The sequence below is a fragment of the Actinoplanes campanulatus genome, assembly GCF_014647795.1.
In the GTDB taxonomy this organism is placed as follows: domain Bacteria; phylum Actinomycetota; class Actinomycetes; order Mycobacteriales; family Micromonosporaceae; genus Actinoplanes; species Actinoplanes campanulatus.
This window is the reverse complement of record NZ_BMPW01000003.1, coordinates 1-17,659: the sequence shown is the minus strand read 5'-3', so window position 1 is coordinate 17,659 and position 17,659 is coordinate 1. Positions and strand designations below refer to the sequence as shown.

Sequence of the window (17,659 nt, the reverse complement as noted above, 5' to 3'; positions counted from 1 at the left end):
CGGACCGGGCCGCGTTCAGGTGGCCCTTCCGGGGATCGGTCCATGGCCAGTAGACAACGGCACGACGCGGGCATCCGGCACGCGGCGGGTCGGTCCGAAGGTCACGGCGAGATCCCGCGGATTTCACCGGCCGTGGAGAGGACAGGAGCACCCGAGGGGCGTGGTCGAACCGTGACCGCGCCCCTCCGTCGTCGCAGGTCGCGGGCGGGTAGCCTGCCACGGGTGGAAATGACTCTCCCCCCGCGGGTGCTCGCCGAGCCGGGCGCCGGCCCGGAGCCGACGGCGCGCCCGCTGCGCCCGCCGGTGGCCGTGGCCCTCGCGGTCGCCGCCGGCGCGGCCCTGCTGCTGGCCCTTCCCCCGTACGACCTGTGGTGGCTCTCACCGGTCGGGGTGGCGCTGCTGGCCGCGGCCGTGCACCGGCGCCGTCTGCGGGCCGGGTTCGGGCTCGGCGTGCTGGCCGGGGTGGTGCTGTTCTTCCCCATGCTGGAGTGGACGCGGATCGCCGCCGGCTGGCTGCCCTGGACGCTGCTGGCCGGCCTCCAGGCGCTGTACGTGGGCCTCGCCGGCCTGGCCGGATCCTGGCTGTCCCCGCTGGTGGACCGCTGGCGGGCGCTGTGGCCGCTGCTGGCCGGGCTGATCTGGACCACGAGCGAGTTCCTGCGCGACCGCACCCCGTTCGGCGGCTTCCCCTGGGGGCGGATCGCGTTCAGCCAGGGTGACGCGCCGACCCTGCGGCTGGCGGCCTACGGTGGCGCCCCCCTGGTCACCTTCGCCGTAGCGGCCGCCGGCGGCGCTCTAGTGGCGCTGGCCTGGCGCCGGTGGAGCCCCCGCACCCTGCTGCCCGCCGCCGGTTTCGCCGCCGTGACCGCCCTGCTGCTGGCCGCGCCGGCCGCCCTGCCGCTGACCGTGCCGGGCGGCGACGCCACCACGGTCGCGATCGTGCAGGGCAACGTGCCCCGGCTCGGCCTCGACTTCAACGCCCAGCGGCGGGCCGTGCTCGACAACCACGTCAACGCCACCCGAGCGCTGGCCGCCGAGGTCGCCGCCGGCCGGCAGAAGCAGCCCGGCCTGGTGGTGTGGCCGGAGAACTCCAGCGACATCGACCCGCTCCAGAACGCCGACGCGGCCGCCCTCATCCAGTCCGCCGCCGACGCGATCAAGGCGCCCATCCTGGTCGGCACCCTCCAGCGCACCGAGGTGCCCGGCGACATCTACAACGTGGGCATCCTGTGGCGGCCCGGCACCGGCCCCGACCACGCCCAGCAGTATGAGAAACGCCACCCGGTGCCGTTCGCCGAGTACATGCCGCTGCGCTCGATCGCCCGGCTGGTCAGCGACAAGGCCGACCTGGTCCGTAACATGCTCGGCGGCGACGAGCCCGGGGTCGTCGACACCGGCGCCGCGGTCCTCGGTGACGTCATCTGCTTCGAGGTCGCCTACGACGGGATCGTCCGGGACGTGGTGACCGGCGGCGCCCAGATCCTGGCGGTGCAGACCAACAACGCCACCTTCAACGAGGCCGAGGCCCGCCAACAGTTGGCCATGGTCCGCCTTCGGGCCGTCGAGCACGGCCGGGAGGCCCTGATGGTGTCCACCGTGGGAGTGTCCGGATTCGTTGACGCGACAGGTGATGTGCACGATTCGACCGGTTTCAACACAGCGGCGGTGGTGGTGCGTGACATGAATCTGGACGGACCGCGTACGCTGGCGACTCGTTCGGGCGCTCGGCCGGAGGCGGTCATCGTCTTTGGTACGGTCGTCGCCCTCATCGGTGTGCTGCCGTTGCGCCGCCGACGGGGGACTATCAACAGTGACGGCGTACAGGTTTCGGAGGAACGGTGAGCGAGGCGGAAGGTTACCCGGGAGTGGGACGGGTCCTCGTGATCATCCCCACCTACAACGAGGCGGACAACGTCCGGGTGATCACCGATCGGGTTCGTAAAGCGGTCCCGGCCGTCGACATCCTGATCGCGGACGACAACTCGCCGGACGGGACCGGCGCCATCGCCGACGAGCTGGCCGAGGCCGACGATCACATCTTCGTCCTGCACCGGGCCGGCAAGGAGGGCCTGGGCGCGGCCTACAAGGCCGGTTTCCAGTGGGCGAAGGACAAGGGGTACGACGCGGTCGTCGAGCTGGACGCGGACGGCTCGCACGCCCCGGAGGAGCTGCCCAGCCTGCTGGACGCGCTGGGCGACCACGACGCGGTCCTGGGCACCCGCTACATCCCGGGCGGCAGCGTGCACAACTGGCCGCTGCGGCGCCTGCTGCTGTCGCGGTGCGGCAACATCTACATCCGGATGGCGCTGGGCATGCCGTTCAAGGACGCGACCGGCGGCTACCGGGCGTACCGTCTGTCGGTCCTCGACAAGATCGAGGTGAGCACCATCGCCTCCACCGGTTACTCGTTCCAGGTGGAGATGGCCTGGCGGGCGTACCGGCAGGGGTTCCGGATGATCGAGGTGCCGATCACGTTCACCGAGCGCGAACACGGCGTCAGCAAGATGAGCGGCAACATCTTCAAGGAACAGCTGCTGAGGGTCACCCTGTGGGGCGCTCAGGCCCGCAAGGAAGACCTGCTCAACCTGCTCAACCGCAAGCAACGGCAGAGCACCACCTGGCCGTGAGGTGTCATGCTGGACGGGGCCGGTCGTGAGACGGGCTCGCGACACCCATCGGTGAGTGGAGTTCGACATGCGGCGTAGCAGGCTTGCCTACCTACCGATCGCGTTCCCGCTGCTGGCGGTGGCGGAGATCGTGGTCTTCCTGGCGGTGGCGGACGCCATCGGCGCGCTCTGGGCGGTCCTGCTGCTCGTCGCGTCCTGCGTCTCCGGCATCGCACTGCTGCGCCGCGAGGGCGTTCGCGGCTTCCGTGCCTTCCAGGAGGCGGTCCGGGCGGGGCGCCCGCCCGGCGGGGAGGTCAGCAACTCCCTGATCGGCCTCTTCGGGGCGCTGCTGCTGGCCCTGCCGGGCTTCCTCACCGGCGTCGCCGGCCTGCTCCTGCTGCTGCCACCGGGCCGGATCCTGGCCCGCCGTGGAGTGGAGCGGTTCGCCCAGCGCAACCTGGGCGGCGCCGCCACCGGCGACCTGTTCGGGCCGCGCCGGGTCCGCGTGCACCAGAGCGACCCGGTCACCGTCGTGGTCGTCGACGACGACCAGCCGCGCCCGCCGGCCGCCGCCATCGAGGGCGAGATAGTCCGCTAGCCGGTCGGAACACGAGAAGGCCGCCCCCTCCGTCTGGAGGGGGCGGCCTTCTCGTGTGTGCGGATTTCAGCGACCTCGGCGGGTGCGAACCTCCTGCAGCCGCTCGTTGAGGATGTCCTCCAGCTCGGCGATCGAACGCCGCTCGAGCAGCATGTCCCAGTGGGTGCGCGGCGGCTTCGCCTTCTTCTGCTCCGGCTCGTTGCCGTCGACCAGGCGGGCGACACTGCCGTCGAACTTGCACTCCCAGGTGGTCGGCACCTCGGCATCGACGGCGAACGGCACCTCGAACTGGTGACCCTTGACGCACAGGTACTCGCGGGACTGTCGGGGCGCCAGCTCGGTGTTACGGTCGGACTCGTAGCTGACCGCGCCAAGACGGCTGCCGCGCAGCATGCGTTCGCCCATGATCGGCTTTCCCCTCGCTTAGTGGTGCTGCTCTCGTTGGTGTAACGAAAGGAGCGGCCGCCGGATTCCTCCACCGGAATTCCGGCACCGCCAAAGTCCCTATCGGCCGCCTGTATCGGCGGTGTTAACGCTATGAGCGTAACCGGCCACTCACCCCACCCGGCAAACCGAGCCCGCCGCCGAGTGGACCTTGGTCCACCTTATGGCGGTTTGGGAGTTCTACGGGTGGTGCGATGTCGGTCACTGGGTCGAATTCACTCGTAAATCACGGAACCGTAGGTCACCCTCCGGCTCGCCCACGGTAGTGATCGGTTCCCGCTCCGCCGCTTACAGGCCGGTGGGACGTGAGAAACTTCACCAGTTTACGGCCAGGGCCTGGAAAAGCGGGCGAAACACCCGGTGGGCCGGCTCAACTGTTGCCGGACGGAGCAGGTTGAGCCGGCGGGCCCGGGCGGGCGGCACCCAGAGCGGCCAGCGCGGACGCCAGATCGCTCACCTGCGAGGTCAACTGGGCCACCCGCTCCTGGGCGGCGTCGGCGTCGGCACGGGCGGACGCGAGGCGGCGTTCCAGATCGGCGCGTTCCCGCGCGGCGCGCTCGGCGGCACGTTCGAGATCCTCCCCGGTACGCCGGAGGCCGTCCCGTTCCGCGACCACCGCCGCCAGCTCGTCCCGTTTCGCGGCGGCCTCGGCGTGCGCCTGCCGTGCCCGGGCGGCCGCGTCGTCCCGGTCCCGTCCGGCGGCGGCCGCCGCCTGCCGGGCCTGCTCCGCCTCGGTCGTGGCGCGATCCGCCTCCGCCCGCGCCGCGGTCAGCCGCTCCTGGGAGCGGTGCTGCTCCTCCTCGGCCCGGTCACGGAACTCCCTGGCGTCCTGGAGCGCTGCCTTCAGGTCCCGTTCCGTGGCGTCACGCTGTGCCCGTACCCCCTGAAGATCCTGTTCGGCCGTGGCCAGCTCCTCGGCCGCGGCGTCCCGCTCGGCCTCGGCCCGCTCGCGCAGCGCCGCGGCCGCGGTCGCCGCCCGGACCGCCTCGTCGCGGGCCGTGACCGCCTCCTGCTCCCGGAGCCCGGCCTCCTCGGCGGCGCGCTGCGCGTCACCGGCCTGCCGCCGGGCCTCGTCCCGTTCGGCGGTGGCCGCCGCCGCGACCTGCTGTGCCGCGATCGCCGCGTCGGCCGCCTGCTCGGCGTCGCGGCGGGCGTCGTCGCGTTCCGCGTGCGCCGCCGCCACCTGCCCGGACGTCTCCGCCCGAACCTCGGCGAGCTGGCGTTCCACCCCGGCCGGGGACATCTCCGAGTGCAGCGCCTCGGTCAGCGTGCCGACCAACTGGTCGAGCCGGTCGACGACCTCCCAGGTGCGCGCCACCTGCCCGGCCAGCCCCGGCGATGAACGGTGCCGCATCCGCACGTTGCGCGAGGCCCGCTGGCACTCGCCGTCGTTGTCACGGCAGTAGCGGAACGGGCGCCCGGCGGAGGCGCGCTGCGGCACGGGGCGCCCGCAGTGGGCGCAGGGACGGGTCTCGGCTTCGGAATCCTGCACAGTCATAGAGTTCCCACCCTATGCGGGGCGGCGGCACCACCCCGGCAACCACACCGGCGCAACAGCTCGATCATGGCCGGCCCGAGATCTTTCGTGGTCCCGGCCCGCGTTTCGATCCTTATCGGGTACGCGTGTCGTCGTCCCGCCTTGTCGGGGCCGTTCCGTCCGGTCGGCGCGATCTTGCTGCCCACTCCCGCCCGTGCCGCGCCCGCCGGGCGCAGATCGGGGCCCGGGCAGGCCGGGCCTCCCGTCACTTCCTTCGTGCCGCCGGTCACGGTGGGTGGGCGCGCGCGGTGGCGGCTTCGTGGTCGCCTACGTGGCACATAGCCCTGGTGGCCGCGCACGCACCGTCTTCCGTGTGCGCCCGTCGCGGCTTCGGCCGCCCGACCGTGTGCGCCCGCCCGCCGGAGAGGCCGATCGTGTGCGCCCACCGGGCCCGTTGCTGTTTCAACCGCGAGACGGCAACGGGGAGCCGGCGGGTCAGAAAGCGATCGGGACCTGGTCTACCCGGCAGGAGCGGACCGTGGGGCGAAGCAGGTCGGCGGCCTCCTCGGCGTCGGTCTCGGAGAGGAACACGCCCACTGTGGTGTGGGAGGAACCGTCGCGGGCGGTCAACACCCAGGCCCAGCCGCGGCGGTCCCGGCGCGACGTCTGGTCGGGGAAGCCCTCGATCACGGTGGCGGCCACCTCGGCGGGAGGGGAGAAGTCGAGGTCGTTGACGGTGCCGGCGAAGGGGCCGGTGGGCCACATCGGGTCGTACCGGGAGGGTGCGTTGTAGAAGCCCGCCTGCATGCGCGGCAGCACACCCTCCCGCCAGCCGAAACCCTGGCAGACGACGAAGTCGCGGGCCGGCCCGGACTCCAGCAGGAGGACGTGGGCGCCGTCGTCGATCGGGCGGGTCAGCGTCGCGGTGACCCCGGCGGCCTCCGCGGCGGTGGCGCAGCGCACCACGAGACCCGGGTAGATCCGCTGGACGCGCAGCACGTCGACCGGGCGGAACTGGAGCTGGATCGCGGTCCGGGGACCGTCCGGACCGGGGAAGGAGATGAACATCAGTGGGCTGTGGGTGATGCCGTGGCCGTGGAAGCGAAACTCGCGTTCGCTGCGGAACAGCTCCGCGCCGGGCGTGAAATCGGACAGCCACACGTCGGAGATCATGGGCGTGACGATCTCCCGGCGTGACCGGCCGGTCAAGGGCAGCTAGGTTGCTCACGTGAATCGCACCGCGTTGGTCACCGGCGCCTCGTCCGGTATCGGGAAAGCGACCGCGGCGGCACTGGCCGCCCGCGGTTATCGCGTGCTGGGCACCAGCCGTGACCCGTCCTCGCTCAAGCCGGAACAGAGGGCGCCCGGCGTCGAGTACGTGGCACTCGACCTCGCCGACGACGCCTCGATCGAGGGCCTCGCCGGGACGCTGAGCGGCGTGGACGTGCTGGTCAACAACGCGGGCGAGAGCCAGTCCGGTCCGATCGAGGAACTGCCGGGCGAGGCGCTGCGGCGGATCTTCCAGGTGAACGTGCTGGGCCCGGTCCGGCTCACGCAGCTCGCGCTGCCGGGGATGCGGGACCGCGGTCACGGCCGGGTGGTGATGGTCGGGTCGATGCTGGCGTCGTTCCCGCTGGCGTACCGCTCGTCGTACGTCGCCTCGAAAGCCGCGATCAAGGGGTTCAGCAACGGGGCACGGCACGAGCTGTCGCCGTTCGGGGTGTGGCTGACCACGGTGGAGCCCGGGTCGATCGCGACCGGCATCAGCGAGCGGCGCACGAAGTACATCGGCGACGGCTCGCCGTACCGGGCCGACTTCGAGCGGATGCTGACCGCGCTGAACCGCAACGAGCGGGCCGGGATCACCGCCGAGCGGGTCGCCGCCACGATCGTCACGGCGATCGAGGCAAAGCGGCCGAAGGCACGGTACGCGGTGGGCAGCAACGCGCCGCTCGTCTTCGCGCTGCGGCGGCTGCTGCCCGGCGGCGTCGTCGAGAAGATCGTCCACCGGCGGCATGACCTTCCCCGCTGACCCGGAGAAATCGTTGAGTGACGTGACCGCGGCCTGGATCCGTATCGAGCGGTGGCTGGGCCGGCACGCCCCGGGCGGCCTGTCGGTGCTGGCGCCGCCGGCCACCCGGGAGCGGATCGCCGGGACGGGCCTGGCGATGCCGGACGAGCTGGTCGAGTCGCTGCTACGGCACGACGGCCTGACCCGGTGGGCCAATCTGCTGCCGGAGGGCGTCCCGCTGTCCGCGGCCGGGGTCGCCGAGGCGTACGAGATCCGGATGGACGTCGCCGAGGACGTCGACGGCTTCACGGTCCACCCGCCGAACGACGAGCCGTGGTGGCACGAGCGCTGGATCCCGTTCTCCACCTGCGACGTCTCGCTGTTGGTCATCGACCTGCGCGACGGCCCCGGCCACGGCCGCCTCGGTATCGCGCCGACCAGCAACCCGGCCTACTTCGACGAGGGCTGGCCGTCGCTGGGCGCCTACCTGACGGCCGTCGCCGACGGGCTGGAGTCCGGCGCCCAGGTCGGGCCCTGGCACGCCTATCTGATCGGCGGCGGCGAACTGTGGTGGGGCCTGGCCGGGGAGACCGAGGTCAACGGCGAGCCGCTGCGCCCGGCGCCGTGGGGCTGACCTCGAGCAGCGCGGTGACCGTCGATTGGCAGAATGTGCGCCGATGATCAGCATGTCGATGCGGCGGTGCGCGGTGGCGTTCGCGCTGAGTCTCGCCGCGGGGTGTTCGGCGCCGCCCGTGCCCATGCCGCCGTCGCCATCGGCTCCGGTCCCGTCGGCCGCGCCGGCTTCGTGGGTGGGGACCTGGGGGACCGCGGTCCAGCACGGTGGGCGGTCTTTTCAAGATCACACGGTACGGCAGATCGTGCACACCAGCATCGGCGGCGACAGCGCCCGTGTCCGGTTCTCCAACGAGTTCGGCAGCGGGCCGCTGGTCATCGGCTCGGCCTACCTGGCGAACCGCACCGGCGGCGGCACCGTCACGGACTCCCGGCCGGTCACGTTCGGGGGCGCGACCTCGGCGACCGTGCCGGCCGGGCAGACCGCGGTCAGCGACGAGGTGGCGTTCCCGGTGCCGGCGGACGGGGACGTGGCGGTCACCGTGCACCTGCCCACCACGGCCGGCGGGACCACGCACGGGATCGCGGTGCAGGACACGTACGTCGCCTCCGGTGACCAGGCGGCGGCCGGCACGCTGTCCGGGGCGAGGACCGAGAGCAGCTGGTACTTCCTGTCCGGGCTGGACGTGCGCAACCCGGACGCGGCCGGTGCGGTGGTCGCGTTCGGGGCCTCCATCACCGACGGGTTCGGCTCCCGTTTCAACGGCAACCAGCGCTGGCCCGACCTGCTCGCCGACCGCCTGCGCGCGGCCGGGCACACGGTCGGGGTGCTCAACGCCGGGATCAGCGGCAACCGGCTCACCGCCGACGACCGCGGTGAGAGCGCGCTGAACCGGTTCGAACGCGACGTGCTCAGCCGGCCGGGCGCCCGCTGGGTGATCATCTCGGACGACGCGATAAACGACCTGGGCGCGGCCGATCCGCCGTCCGCCGCCGAGCTGATCGGCGCCCTCCGGACGCTGGTCGAGCGGGCGCACGGGGCGGGGCTGCGGGTGATCTGTTCGACGCTCACGCCGTACGAGGGCGCGGGCTACTGGACCGCTCGCGGCGAGTCGGCCCGCGGTGAGATCAACGAGTTCCTGCGCGGCTCCGGCAGCGGCTGCGACGCCGTCCTCGACGCGGACCGGGCCACCCACGACCCGTCCGTGCCCACCCGGTTCCGGCCGGCGTACGACTCGGGCGACCACCTGCACCCCGGCGCGGCCGGGTTCCAGGCCATCGCCGACGCGGTCCCGCTGGACGTCTTCACCCGCTGAGAGAGGCGAGCGTGACCTCGGCCAGCCGGCGCCAGTCGGCAGCCGCGCCGTCCGCCGTCGCCTCGGCGAACCCCTCGCCCAGGCGGTCGCGGACGGTCCGCTCGATCCGGGCCGCGTCCGGGTGCGCGCAGTCCGGCAGGCCCCGGACCGCGGTGCTCGCCGCGAGCAGCCGCGCCGCCTGCTCCGGGTCGTCGTGGCGCAGCGCCTGGTCGGCGACGCCGACGAGCACCTGGGCGATCAGCGGCGCGTGGCCGGTCTCGACCGCCGCGCGGTAGGCGGCGGCGCGGTGCGTACCGGCCTCGTGGTGATCCTCGGTGAGGTAGCCGAGCAGATCCTCGATCTCGCCGCGGAGGTTCGGCCGCTCGGCGTCCGCGCCCAGGATCCCGGTCGCGGCCGTGAGCCGCCGGTACGCCTGCTTCCGGTCGCCGGCCCAGTGGGCCAGGCGCGCCTCGGCGAGAGCCAGCTCGGCCAGCGAACCCGGCCAGGTGACCCGCTCCGCCGAGCGCCGCGCCCCGTCGAGCGCGGTCGCGGCGGCCTCCCGGTCACCGGCCAGCCAGTACAGCTGCGCCTGCCGGGCCCGCATCCGGATCACGTCCTCGACCGCGCCGATCGGGGTGACCACCTCGATCGCCTCCTCGTAGTATCCGCAGGCGGTGGTGAACTCGCCGCGGGTGGCGATCCGGTTCGCCAGCTCGATCAGCGCGAACGAGATGCCGAACCGCTCGCCGAGCGCCCGGAACTCGGTGAGCGCCGTCTCGAGGTGGGCGTCCGCGTCGTGTCCACCGTGGCCGAGCAGTGTCCGCATCTTGCCCAGATGCAGCCGGGCCAGCGCGCGGGCCCACGGATCCGGGTCGTCGAGCAGCGGTTCGAAGGCGGACAGGACCGCGCCCGGTTCCCGCAGCAGGCGCTCCAGCGGGGCGGTGAAACCGATCAGTGGGTGGTGGCGTGGGGCGTGCCGGCTCAGCTCGTACGCCTTGATGATCCACTCGGCCGCCCGGTGCTCGTCGCCGGGGCCGTCGGTCAGGAACATGGTGAAGATCGCGTAGACGGTGGCCCGGATGTCGTCGGGCACCGCACCGGGCGTCCCGGTGGCCGCCAGGATCAGCTCCACGCCCTCGGTCTTGTTGCCGCTGAGCCACCAGTACCAGCCGGCGCCCGCGGCCAGCCGCATCGCCGCGGGCGCGTCACCGGTCGCCAGCGCCCCGCGCATCGCGGCCCCGATGTTGTCGTGCTCGGCCTGGAGCAGCGCCAGCCAGTGGAGCTGCCCGGCCCGGCGCAGATGCGGCTCGGCGGTCTCGGCCAGTTCGGTGCACCAGTCCAGGTGCGCCCGCCGGGTCTGCTCCGATTCGCCGGCCTCGGCCAGCCGGTCACCGGCGTACTCCCTGATGGTGCCCAGCATCCGGTAGCGGGGCGCGCCGTCCCCCTCGGCCACCAGCAGCGACTTCTCGGTGAGCGAGGTGAGCAGCTCCAGGTGGTCGCCGCCGCAGACCCGCTCGGCCGCCTCCAGGCTCGCCCCGCCGGAGAACACCGACAGCCGCCGCAGCATCGTGCGTTCCGCCCCGGACAGCAGCTCCCAGCTCCAGTCGATCACCGCCCGCAGCGTCCGGTGCCGGGGCAGGGCGGTACGGCTGCCGCCGGTGAGCAGGCGGAACCGGTCGTCGAGGCGATGCGCGAGCTGATCGAGGGACATGGTCCGCAGCCGGGCCGCCGCGAGCTCGATGGCCAGCGGCATCCCGTCCAGCGCCCGGCACACCCGGACCATCGTGGACAGGGTGGCGGGGTCGCTCCCGAGGTCCTTGCGGACGGCGCCGGCCCGGTCGCGCAGCAGCAGTACCGCCGGGGAGCCGGCGGCGTCGCCGTCGTCCGCGGGCAGGGCCAGCGGCTCCACCGGCCACAGTGCCTCGCCGACGATGCCGAGCGGTTCCCGGCTGGTCGCCAGGATCCGCAGCTTCGGGCACTCGCCGAGCACCCGGTGCGCGAACTCCGCCGCCGCCTCGATCACGTGCTCGCAGTTGTCCAGGATGAGCAGCGTCTCCCGGTCCCGGACGGCGGCGGTCAGCCGCTCCAGCGGGCCGGCCGGCGGCGCCTCGCCGAGCAGGGTGTCGCGCAGGCCGAGCCCGGCGAGAGCCGCCTGCGCCACGTCACCGTCCGGGCCGATGGCGGCGAGCTCCACGAGCCACGCCCCGTCCGGAAGATCATCGAGCAGGGTACGGGCGGACTCCGCGGCCAGCCGGGTCTTGCCCGAGCCGCCCGGCCCGGTCAGTGTGGTGAGCCGGTGCCCGGCCACCAGCTCCCGGACCGCCGTGACGTCGGCCGACTTGCCGACGTAGCTGGTCAGCTCGGCGCGCAGGTTGGTCCGCCGCTGCTCCGGCCGCCGGGCGTCGCCGCGCAGCAGGGCGACGTGCAGGGCGGACAGCTCCGGTGACGGGTCCACCCCCAGGGCGTCGGCCAGCGCCTCCCGGGTGCGCTGGTAGACCAGCAGCGCCTCACTGCCCCGGCCGGCCGCGGCCAGGGCGCGCATCAGGGCGGCGGCCAGCCGTTCCCGCAGCGGGTGCGCCGCGACCAGAGTGGTCAGTTCGGGGACCAGTTCGGGGCGGCCGGCGCCGGACTCGTACCGGTCCTCCAGCGCGGCCAGGCGCAGCTCCTCCAGCCGGGTGACGGCCGCGCCGAAGGCCGCGCTGTCCGGCAGCGTGACATCCCGCATGGCGGGCCCGCGCCACAGGCCGAGCGCCTCCCGCAGCAGCCGCTGGCGGGCCGGGTCGTCGCCGGCCCGGGCGTGCGCCGTGGTGACCAGGCGCTCGAACCGGACGGCGTCGACCGCGTCCGGCTCGACGGTCAGCCGGTAGCCCTCGGCGTGCCCCTCGACCGCGCCGTCCGGCAGCGCCTTGCGCAGCCGGGAGACCAGACGGTGCAGGGCGTTCGTGGCGTCGGCGGGCGAGTGTCCACCCCAGATCCAGTCGACCAGGGCCGCCTTCGGCACCACCCGGCCGGTCTCCAGCGCCAGGGCGATCAGCAACCCGCGCAGCCGTGCGCCGGGCACCTCGGTGAGGGCGCCGTCGTCGCCGTGCACCTCGAACGATCCAAGCATCCCGATCCGCACCAGCAGATCCTGCCACGGTCGATGCCGGGCGCCGACCTCACGGCCAGGTCAGGACCGCCAGGGGCAGGGTGCCGCACGGCGTTAGCCGAACCCCGCCGGGCAGCACCGCCGGAAGCGCGGTGAGCAGCGCCGTCCGGATGTGCGCGTCCCGGATCAGGGAGCCCGCCAGGTGGTGGGCCGTGCTGCCGGCGACCACCCGGCCGTGCGTGTTGACCAGCGCGACCGGTGTGCCGACCGCCCGCAGGGCCGGGCGCAGGGCGCGTTCGAAGTCGCCGACGAACACGTCCGCCCCGGCGATCCCGGCGAACGTGCCGTGGTCGGTGACCGGGACGGTGAAGGTGAGCGCGTACTGCTCGGCGCAGACGTAGTCGACGTACGGCCCGGTCACGTGGCGGCGGCCGGTGTCGCGGGGCACCGAATACCACGGCTGACGGCCCACGTCGACGAACGTGTCACTGGCCGGGTCCAGGTCGAGGGTCAGCCGGGAACGCTGCGCCGGGGAACCCATCCACCACTCCAGACCGGGCCGCCCGTCGGCGAGCGGGACGGTGATCACCCCGGCCCCGTTGATCAGCCCGCCCAGCGCCTCGGTCACCCACGGGCGCAGCACGGCCAGGTCGGCCGAGGCGGGCCGCCCGCCGGTGAACAGATCCTCGGCCCGGCGGCGCAGCCCGTCGGCGGTGGCGAAGGCGGCCTCGGCCAGGGTGGTGACGCGTGCGGCCAGGGCTGTCGTCTCGCTTGTGATCGTCTGTCCCACGGGGCCCACCTTTACGGCTCGACCAGCGTCAAGTGCAGCGTAACGAGCCGCTCGACGGCCGTCTCTATGTGTTCTTCGGTGAGTCTGCGGGCCAGGTCGCCGTCGCCGGCCGCGATGGCCGCCGTGATGGCCCGGTGTTCCGCGTGCGGATCATAGGTGCTGTCGGCGGTCTGGAGTATCGGGGACCAGAGGAGCGTGCCCAGCTCGCCGGCGAACCGGATCTCCTCCCGGGCCAGGCGGGCGGACTGGGCCACCGCCGCGACCTCCAGGTGGTAGGCCCGCTCCATCCGGTGCAGCGGCCCGGCCACGTCGGCGTCGACCTCCTCGATGCGCAGGATGTCGTCGGCGTCGGCGCGCTGGGCGGCCAGCCGTGCGGCGGCCCCCGCGACCGCCGCGTAGTGGTCGGCCGTGTCGCGCAGGTTGGGCAGGCTCAGTTCGGAGAGCCGGGACCGCAGGGACCGGTCGGCGGCCGCCGTGGGCGCGCGCACGAAGCTGCCGCCGCCACGACCGCGGCGTGTCTCCACCAGGTTCTGCTGCCGCAGCGCCACCAGAGCCTCCCGGACGGTCACCCGGGAGACCCCGAACTGTGCCGCCAGGTCGGTCTCGCTGGGCAGCTGCTCGGCGTCGGTGAGCAGCCCGAACGTGATGGCGTCGGTGAGCCGACGGACGACCGTCTCGGCTCGGCTGTGCGGGTCGAGTGGCGCGAACACCACGGATCGCGCGCTGGCTCGGGACGTCCCCATGGGCCGTGATTCTTCCGTATGGCTGTTAACGAACCGGTTACCGGGCTGTCTTGACCTTTAAAGTCTGACGCCATACGTTTTCGCCGTGACCGACATCTCAACCCCGGCCATCCGGCTGACCGGGCTCCGTAAGTCGTTCGGCGCGGTCGATGCCGTGGCCGGCGTCGACCTCGCGATCGCCGACGGCGAGTTCTTCTCCATGCTCGGCCCGTCCGGCTCGGGCAAGACCACCGTGCTGCGGATGATCGCCGGGTTCGAGCTGCCCACCGCCGGGACCGTCGAGCTGGGCGGGCGGGACGTGACCCGGCTCGCGCCCTTCGAGCGCGACGTCAACACCGTCTTCCAGGACTACGCCCTGTTTCCGCACATGACGGTGCTGGAGAACGTGGAGTACGGGCTCAAGGTCCGCCGGGTCGCCAGGCGGGAGCGCCGGGAGCGCGCCGAACAGGCCCTCGCCTCGGTCCGGCTGGAGGGCTTCGGCGGCCGTCGCCCGGCCGCCATGTCCGGCGGTCAGCGGCAGCGCGTCGCCCTGGCCCGCGCCCTGGTCAACCGGCCCAAGGTGCTGCTGCTCGACGAGCCGCTCGGCGCGCTCGACCTGAAACTGCGCGAGCAGATGCAGGTGGAGCTCAAGGCCATCCAGCGCGAGGTCGGCATCACCTTCGTCTTCGTCACCCACGACCAGGACGAGGCGCTCACCATGAGCGACCGGGTCGCGGTCTTCGACGCCGGGCGCATCGCCCAGGTCGGCACCCCCGAGGAGGTGTACGAACGGCCACGCAGCTCCTTCGTCGCCGGTTTCGTCGGCACCTCCAATGTGTTCACCGGTGACGTGTCCCGGGCGCTGTTCGCCCGCGACGGCGTGTTCTCGGTACGCCCCGAGAAGATCGAGATCTCCGCGGACACCGGTGCGCCCGGCACGGTCGCCGAGGTCGTCTACGCCGGCGCCGTCACCCGGTATGTCGTCGACCTCGACGCGGGCAGCCGCGCCGTCGTCGTCTCCCAGAACCGCCACGACGGCGCGCCCCTGGCCGCCCGCGGCCAGCGGGTGCACCTGACCTGGCACGACGAGCACATCGTCGAGATTCCCCCTGTTGCGAAGGAGACCGCGCATGCATAGCGGAAGAATATTGTTGGCGGCACTGGCCGCGGGCGTGCTCACGCTCGCCGGATGCGGCGGTGACGGTGGCGGCGACGCGGCCGGCAGCGGCCCCGGCGGCCTCACCGTCCCGAAGATCGACAAGTTGGCGGCTCTCGGCGCCGGCGAGGGCGAGGTCAACGTCGTCTCCTGGGCCGGGTACGTCGAGGACGGCTCCACCGACAAGAGCGTCGACTGGGTCACCGGCTTTGAAAAGGAGACCGGCTGCCAGGTCAACAACAAGATCGCCGGGACGTCCGACGAGATGGTCGCCCTCATGAAGACCGGCGAGTACGACGTGGTGTCCGCCTCCGGTGACGCGTCGCTGCGGCTCATCTACGGCGGCGACGTCGCCCCGGTCAACACCGATCTGCTCAGCAACTACAAGGACGTCTTCGAGGGCCTGAAGAACAAGGCCTGGAACTCGGTCGACGGCGTGCCCTACGGTGCCCCGCACGGCCGTGGCGCCAACCTGCTCATGTACCGCACCGACACGGTCACCCCGGCGCCCACCTCGTGGAGCGCCGTCTTCGACCCGGCGTCACCGCACAAGGGCAAGATCACCGCGTACGACTCGCCGATCTACATCGCCGACGCGGCGCTCTACCTCATGAAGACCAAGCCGGAACTGAACATCAAGAACCCGTACGCCCTCGACGACACCCAGTTCCAGGCGGCCGTCGACCTGCTCAAGCAGCAGAACGAGCTGATCGGCGAGTACTGGTCCGACTACACCAAGGAGGTGCAGGCCTTCAAGGCCGGCAACTCGGTGCTCGGCACCACCTGGCAGGTCATCACCAACCTGACCAAGGCCGACGGCGCGCCCGTCGAGGCGATCCTGCCGGCCGAGGGCGCCACCGGCTGGTCCGACACGTGGATGGTGTCCGCCAAGGCCGGGCACCCCAACTGCGCGTACCTGTGGATGAACCACATCATCTCGCCCACGGCCAACGCCGGGGTCGCCGAGTGGTTCGGTGAGGCGCCGTCCAACAGGCTGTCCTGCGCCGAGACCAAGGACAAGAACCACTGCGCCACCTTCCACGCCGAGGACGAGGCCTACTTCGAGCAGGTCTGGTACTGGACCACCCCGCTCGCCCGGTGCATCGACGGGCGCAAGGACGTGACCTGCAAGGACTACTCGGCCTGGACCCAGGCCTGGACGACGATCAAGGGATGACGTGGTAGGTCTCGGTTCGTACCTGCACCGGCACCCGCGCCTGCGCCTGGCCGGCCTGCTCTCGGCGCCCCTGCTCTGGCTGGTCGTCGCCTATCTCGGCGCGCTCGCGGTGCTGCTGGTGTCGGCGTTCTGGACCGTGAACGGCTTCACCGGCGAGGTGGTCCGGCAGTTCTCCCTGGGGAACTTCCGGACCATCCTCACCGAGGAGGTGTACCGGAACGTCGCCCTGCGCAGTGTCGGCGTGGCCGCGGCGGTCACCGTCATCTGCGTCGTCGTCGCCGTGCCGATGGCGTTCTTCATGGCCAAGGTGGCGTCGGCGAGATCCCGGCACTGGCTGGTCATCGCCATCCTCACTCCACTGTGGGCAAGCTACCTGGTCAAGGCCTACGCCTGGCGGATCCTGCTGGCCAACAACGGCCCCATGGACACCCTCTTCGACGGGCCCGGCTACGGGCTGCCCGCGACCGTCCTGGTGCTCGCCTACATGTGGCTGCCCTACATGATCCTGCCGGTCTACGCCGGACTGGAACGGCTGCCGGACTCGCTGTTGGAGGCCTCCGCCGACCTGGGGGCGCGCGCCGGGCGTACCTTCCGGTCGGTGGTCCTGCCGACGTTGGTCCCGTCGGTCTTCGCCGGGTCGATCTTCACGTTCTCGCTGTCGCTCGGCGACTACATCACCGTGCAGATCGTCGGCGGCAAGACCCAGCTCATCGGCAACCTGGTCTACGCCAACATCGGCGCCGCCAACAACCTCCCGTTCGCCGCCGCGATCGCCACCGTCCCCGTGCTGATCATGGTGATCTACCTGCTCGCGGTCCGCCGCTCCGGCGCCCTGGAGGAGCTGTGACGCTGTCTGCCCCCGCCCGCTGGGCGCTGCGTGCCGTGATGGCGCTCGGGCTCACGTTCATCTACGTGCCGCTGCTGCTGGTGCTGATCAACTCGTTCAACGGCGACCGCACCTTCGCCTGGCCGCCGCACGACCTCACCACCCGCTGGTGGTCGGCCGCCTGGGCCAACGACGGCGCCCGGCAGGCGCTGCTCACGTCGGTGCAGGCCGGGCTCGGCGCCACCGCGATCGCCCTGGTGCTGGGCACGATGATCGCCTTCGCGGTGCAGCGGTTCCAGTTCTTCGGCCGGGACACGATCTCGCTGCTCGTGGTGCTGCCGATCGCGCTGCCCGGCATCGTCACCGGCATCGCCCTGGACAGCGCCTGGCGGTCGGTGATGGGCGACCTCGGCATCGGCAAGGGGATGTTCTCGATCATCGTCGGCCACGCCACGTTCTGCGTGGTGACGGTCTACAACAACGTGCTGGCCCGGCTGCGCCGGACCGGCACCAACCTGGAGGAGGCGTCGGCCGACCTGGGCGCCTCCGGCTTCCAGACCTTCCGGTACGTCACCTTCCCGCTGATCCGGTCCGCCCTGCTGGCCGGTGGGCTGCTCGCCTTCGCGCTGTCCTTCGACGAGATCATCGTGACCACCTTCACCGCCGGGCCCGGGGTGACCACTCTGCCCATCTGGATCTTCAACAACCTGTTCCGGCCCAACCAGGCCCCGGTCGTCAACGTGGTGGCCGCGGTTCTGATCGTCCTCTCAGTGATCCCGGTGTGGCTGGCCCAGCGCATCGCCGGACCCCGGGCGGGCGCCGGTCGAACCTGATCCCGCATTCGGTAAACCCGGCGTTCTCGTGGCCGATCCTCCGTGGCGAGTCGCTCGCCCCGG

At 72.4% G+C, this 17,659-nt stretch carries 16 protein-coding genes; 10 read left to right on the top strand and 6 right to left on the bottom strand.

All coding sequences use genetic code 11. The features are described from left to right. Nucleotides 1-228: 228 nt before the first annotated feature. The 3 genes from lnt to IEZ13_RS07035 all read left to right on the top strand — a co-directional run bounded on the left by lnt (nt 229) and on the right by IEZ13_RS07035 (nt 3,204). Nucleotides 229-1,842, top strand: coding sequence for an apolipoprotein N-acyltransferase (gene lnt, locus IEZ13_RS07045; protein ID WP_183219335.1), 1,614 nt, complete (start codon nt 229-231; stop codon nt 1,840-1,842). After that, nucleotides 1,839-2,627 carry a polyprenol monophosphomannose synthase gene (locus IEZ13_RS07040; RefSeq protein ID WP_183218920.1) on the top strand — a complete coding sequence of 263 codons (789 nt, stop codon included), beginning with the start codon at nt 1,839-1,841 and terminating at the stop codon, nt 2,625-2,627. The genes lnt and IEZ13_RS07040 overlap by 4 nt, the downstream gene beginning before the upstream one ends. 67 nt (nt 2,628-2,694) lie before the next feature. Beyond that, nucleotides 2,695-3,204, top strand: a complete 510-nt coding sequence (locus IEZ13_RS07035) for an FxsA family protein (protein ID WP_183218919.1) — start codon at nt 2,695-2,697, stop codon at nt 3,202-3,204. A gap of 66 nt (nt 3,205-3,270) precedes the next feature. Here the strand turns inward: IEZ13_RS07035 and IEZ13_RS07030 are convergent, their stop codons facing one another. From IEZ13_RS07030 to IEZ13_RS07020, 3 genes are all read right to left on the bottom strand, one after another. Continuing rightward, nucleotides 3,271-3,609, bottom strand: a complete 339-nt coding sequence (locus IEZ13_RS07030) for an RNA polymerase-binding protein RbpA (RefSeq protein WP_183218918.1) — start codon at nt 3,607-3,609, stop codon at nt 3,271-3,273. Between the two features lie 409 nt (nt 3,610-4,018). Then, nucleotides 4,019-5,146 (bottom strand): coiled-coil domain-containing protein, encoded by a 1,128-nt coding sequence (locus IEZ13_RS07025; protein ID WP_183218917.1) that lies wholly within the window; start codon nt 5,144-5,146, stop codon nt 4,019-4,021. Nucleotides 5,147-5,620: 474 nt separating this feature from the next. Next, nucleotides 5,621-6,298: a hypothetical protein gene (locus IEZ13_RS07020; RefSeq protein ID WP_183218916.1), complete on the bottom strand. Its 678-nt coding sequence runs from the start codon at nt 6,296-6,298 to the stop codon at nt 5,621-5,623. A 55-nt stretch (nt 6,299-6,353) separates the two neighbouring features. Here IEZ13_RS07020 and IEZ13_RS07015 point away from each other — a divergent pair, with 55 nt between their 5' ends. The 3 genes from IEZ13_RS07015 (at nt 6,354) to IEZ13_RS07005 (ending at nt 9,025) form a co-directional block, all read left to right on the top strand. Next, complete coding sequence (locus IEZ13_RS07015) at nt 6,354-7,157, top strand: SDR family oxidoreductase (protein WP_183218915.1); 804 nt, start codon at nt 6,354-6,356, stop codon at nt 7,155-7,157. Then, nucleotides 7,141-7,770 carry an SMI1/KNR4 family protein gene (locus tag IEZ13_RS07010; RefSeq protein ID WP_203833719.1) on the top strand — a complete coding sequence of 210 codons (630 nt, stop codon included), beginning with the start codon at nt 7,141-7,143 and terminating at the stop codon, nt 7,768-7,770. The genes IEZ13_RS07015 and IEZ13_RS07010 overlap by 17 nt, the downstream gene beginning before the upstream one ends. A 175-nt stretch (nt 7,771-7,945) precedes the next feature. Next, nucleotides 7,946-9,025: an SGNH/GDSL hydrolase family protein gene (locus IEZ13_RS07005; protein ID WP_203833718.1), complete on the top strand. Its 1,080-nt coding sequence runs from the start codon at nt 7,946-7,948 to the stop codon at nt 9,023-9,025. Here the strand turns inward: IEZ13_RS07005 and IEZ13_RS07000 are convergent. From IEZ13_RS07000 to IEZ13_RS06990, 3 genes are read right to left on the bottom strand one after another with little or no spacing between them, the layout of a single operon-like run. After that, a complete protein-coding gene (locus tag IEZ13_RS07000) occupies nt 9,015-12,125 on the bottom strand; it encodes an ATP-binding protein (RefSeq protein ID WP_183218914.1) in 3,111 nt (1,036 codons plus the stop codon). The two genes, IEZ13_RS07005 and IEZ13_RS07000, sit on opposite strands and share 11 nt — an antisense overlap. A gap of 37 nt (nt 12,126-12,162) precedes the next feature. Then, nucleotides 12,163-12,882 (bottom strand): PDC sensor domain-containing protein, encoded by a 720-nt coding sequence (locus IEZ13_RS06995; protein WP_183218913.1) that lies wholly within the window; start codon nt 12,880-12,882, stop codon nt 12,163-12,165. Between the two features lie 11 nt (nt 12,883-12,893). Beyond that, nucleotides 12,894-13,625, bottom strand: a complete 732-nt coding sequence (locus IEZ13_RS06990) for a FadR/GntR family transcriptional regulator (protein ID WP_183218912.1) — start codon at nt 13,623-13,625, stop codon at nt 12,894-12,896. An 85-nt stretch (nt 13,626-13,710) separates the two neighbouring features. Here IEZ13_RS06990 and IEZ13_RS06985 point away from each other — a divergent pair, with 85 nt between their 5' ends. Genes IEZ13_RS06985 through IEZ13_RS06970 form a run of 4 tightly spaced genes read left to right on the top strand, consistent with a single transcriptional unit; the run spans nt 13,711 to nt 17,596 of the window. Further along, nucleotides 13,711-14,742: an ABC transporter ATP-binding protein gene (locus IEZ13_RS06985; RefSeq protein ID WP_372441849.1), complete on the top strand. Its 1,032-nt coding sequence runs from the start codon at nt 13,711-13,713 to the stop codon at nt 14,740-14,742. Beyond that, entirely contained in the window at nt 14,735-15,937 is a 1,203-nt protein-coding gene (locus IEZ13_RS06980; protein ID WP_183218911.1) for an ABC transporter substrate-binding protein, read from the top strand. The genes IEZ13_RS06985 and IEZ13_RS06980 overlap by 8 nt, the downstream gene beginning before the upstream one ends. Before the next feature lies 1 nt (nt 15,938). Beyond that, nucleotides 15,939-16,784 (top strand): ABC transporter permease, encoded by an 846-nt coding sequence (locus IEZ13_RS06975; RefSeq protein ID WP_183218910.1) that lies wholly within the window; start codon nt 15,939-15,941, stop codon nt 16,782-16,784. After that, entirely contained in the window at nt 16,781-17,596 is an 816-nt protein-coding gene (locus IEZ13_RS06970) for an ABC transporter permease (RefSeq protein WP_229794520.1), read from the top strand. The genes IEZ13_RS06975 and IEZ13_RS06970 overlap by 4 nt, the downstream gene beginning before the upstream one ends. Nucleotides 17,597-17,659: the final 63 nt, after the last annotated feature.

Bases quoted from the DNA above. Each gene is read 5' to 3' on its own strand.
- IEZ13_RS06990 (WP_183218912.1), bottom strand. From the start codon at position 13,625: ATGGGGACGTCCCGAGCCAGCGCGCGATCCGTGGTGTTCGCGCCACTC.
- lnt (WP_183219335.1), top strand. From the start codon at position 229: ATGACTCTCCCCCCGCGGGTGCTCGCCGAGCCGGGCGCCGGCCCGGAG.
- IEZ13_RS06980 (WP_183218911.1), top strand. From the start codon at position 14,735: ATGCATAGCGGAAGAATATTGTTGGCGGCACTGGCCGCGGGCGTGCTC.
- IEZ13_RS07030 (WP_183218918.1), bottom strand. From the start codon at position 3,609: ATGGGCGAACGCATGCTGCGCGGCAGCCGTCTTGGCGCGGTCAGCTAC.
- IEZ13_RS07035 (WP_183218919.1), top strand. From the start codon at position 2,695: ATGCGGCGTAGCAGGCTTGCCTACCTACCGATCGCGTTCCCGCTGCTG.
- IEZ13_RS07020 (WP_183218916.1), bottom strand. From the start codon at position 6,298: ATGATCTCCGACGTGTGGCTGTCCGATTTCACGCCCGGCGCGGAGCTG.
- IEZ13_RS07010 (WP_203833719.1), top strand. From the start codon at position 7,141: ATGACCTTCCCCGCTGACCCGGAGAAATCGTTGAGTGACGTGACCGCG.
- IEZ13_RS07025 (WP_183218917.1), bottom strand. From the start codon at position 5,146: ATGACTGTGCAGGATTCCGAAGCCGAGACCCGTCCCTGCGCCCACTGC.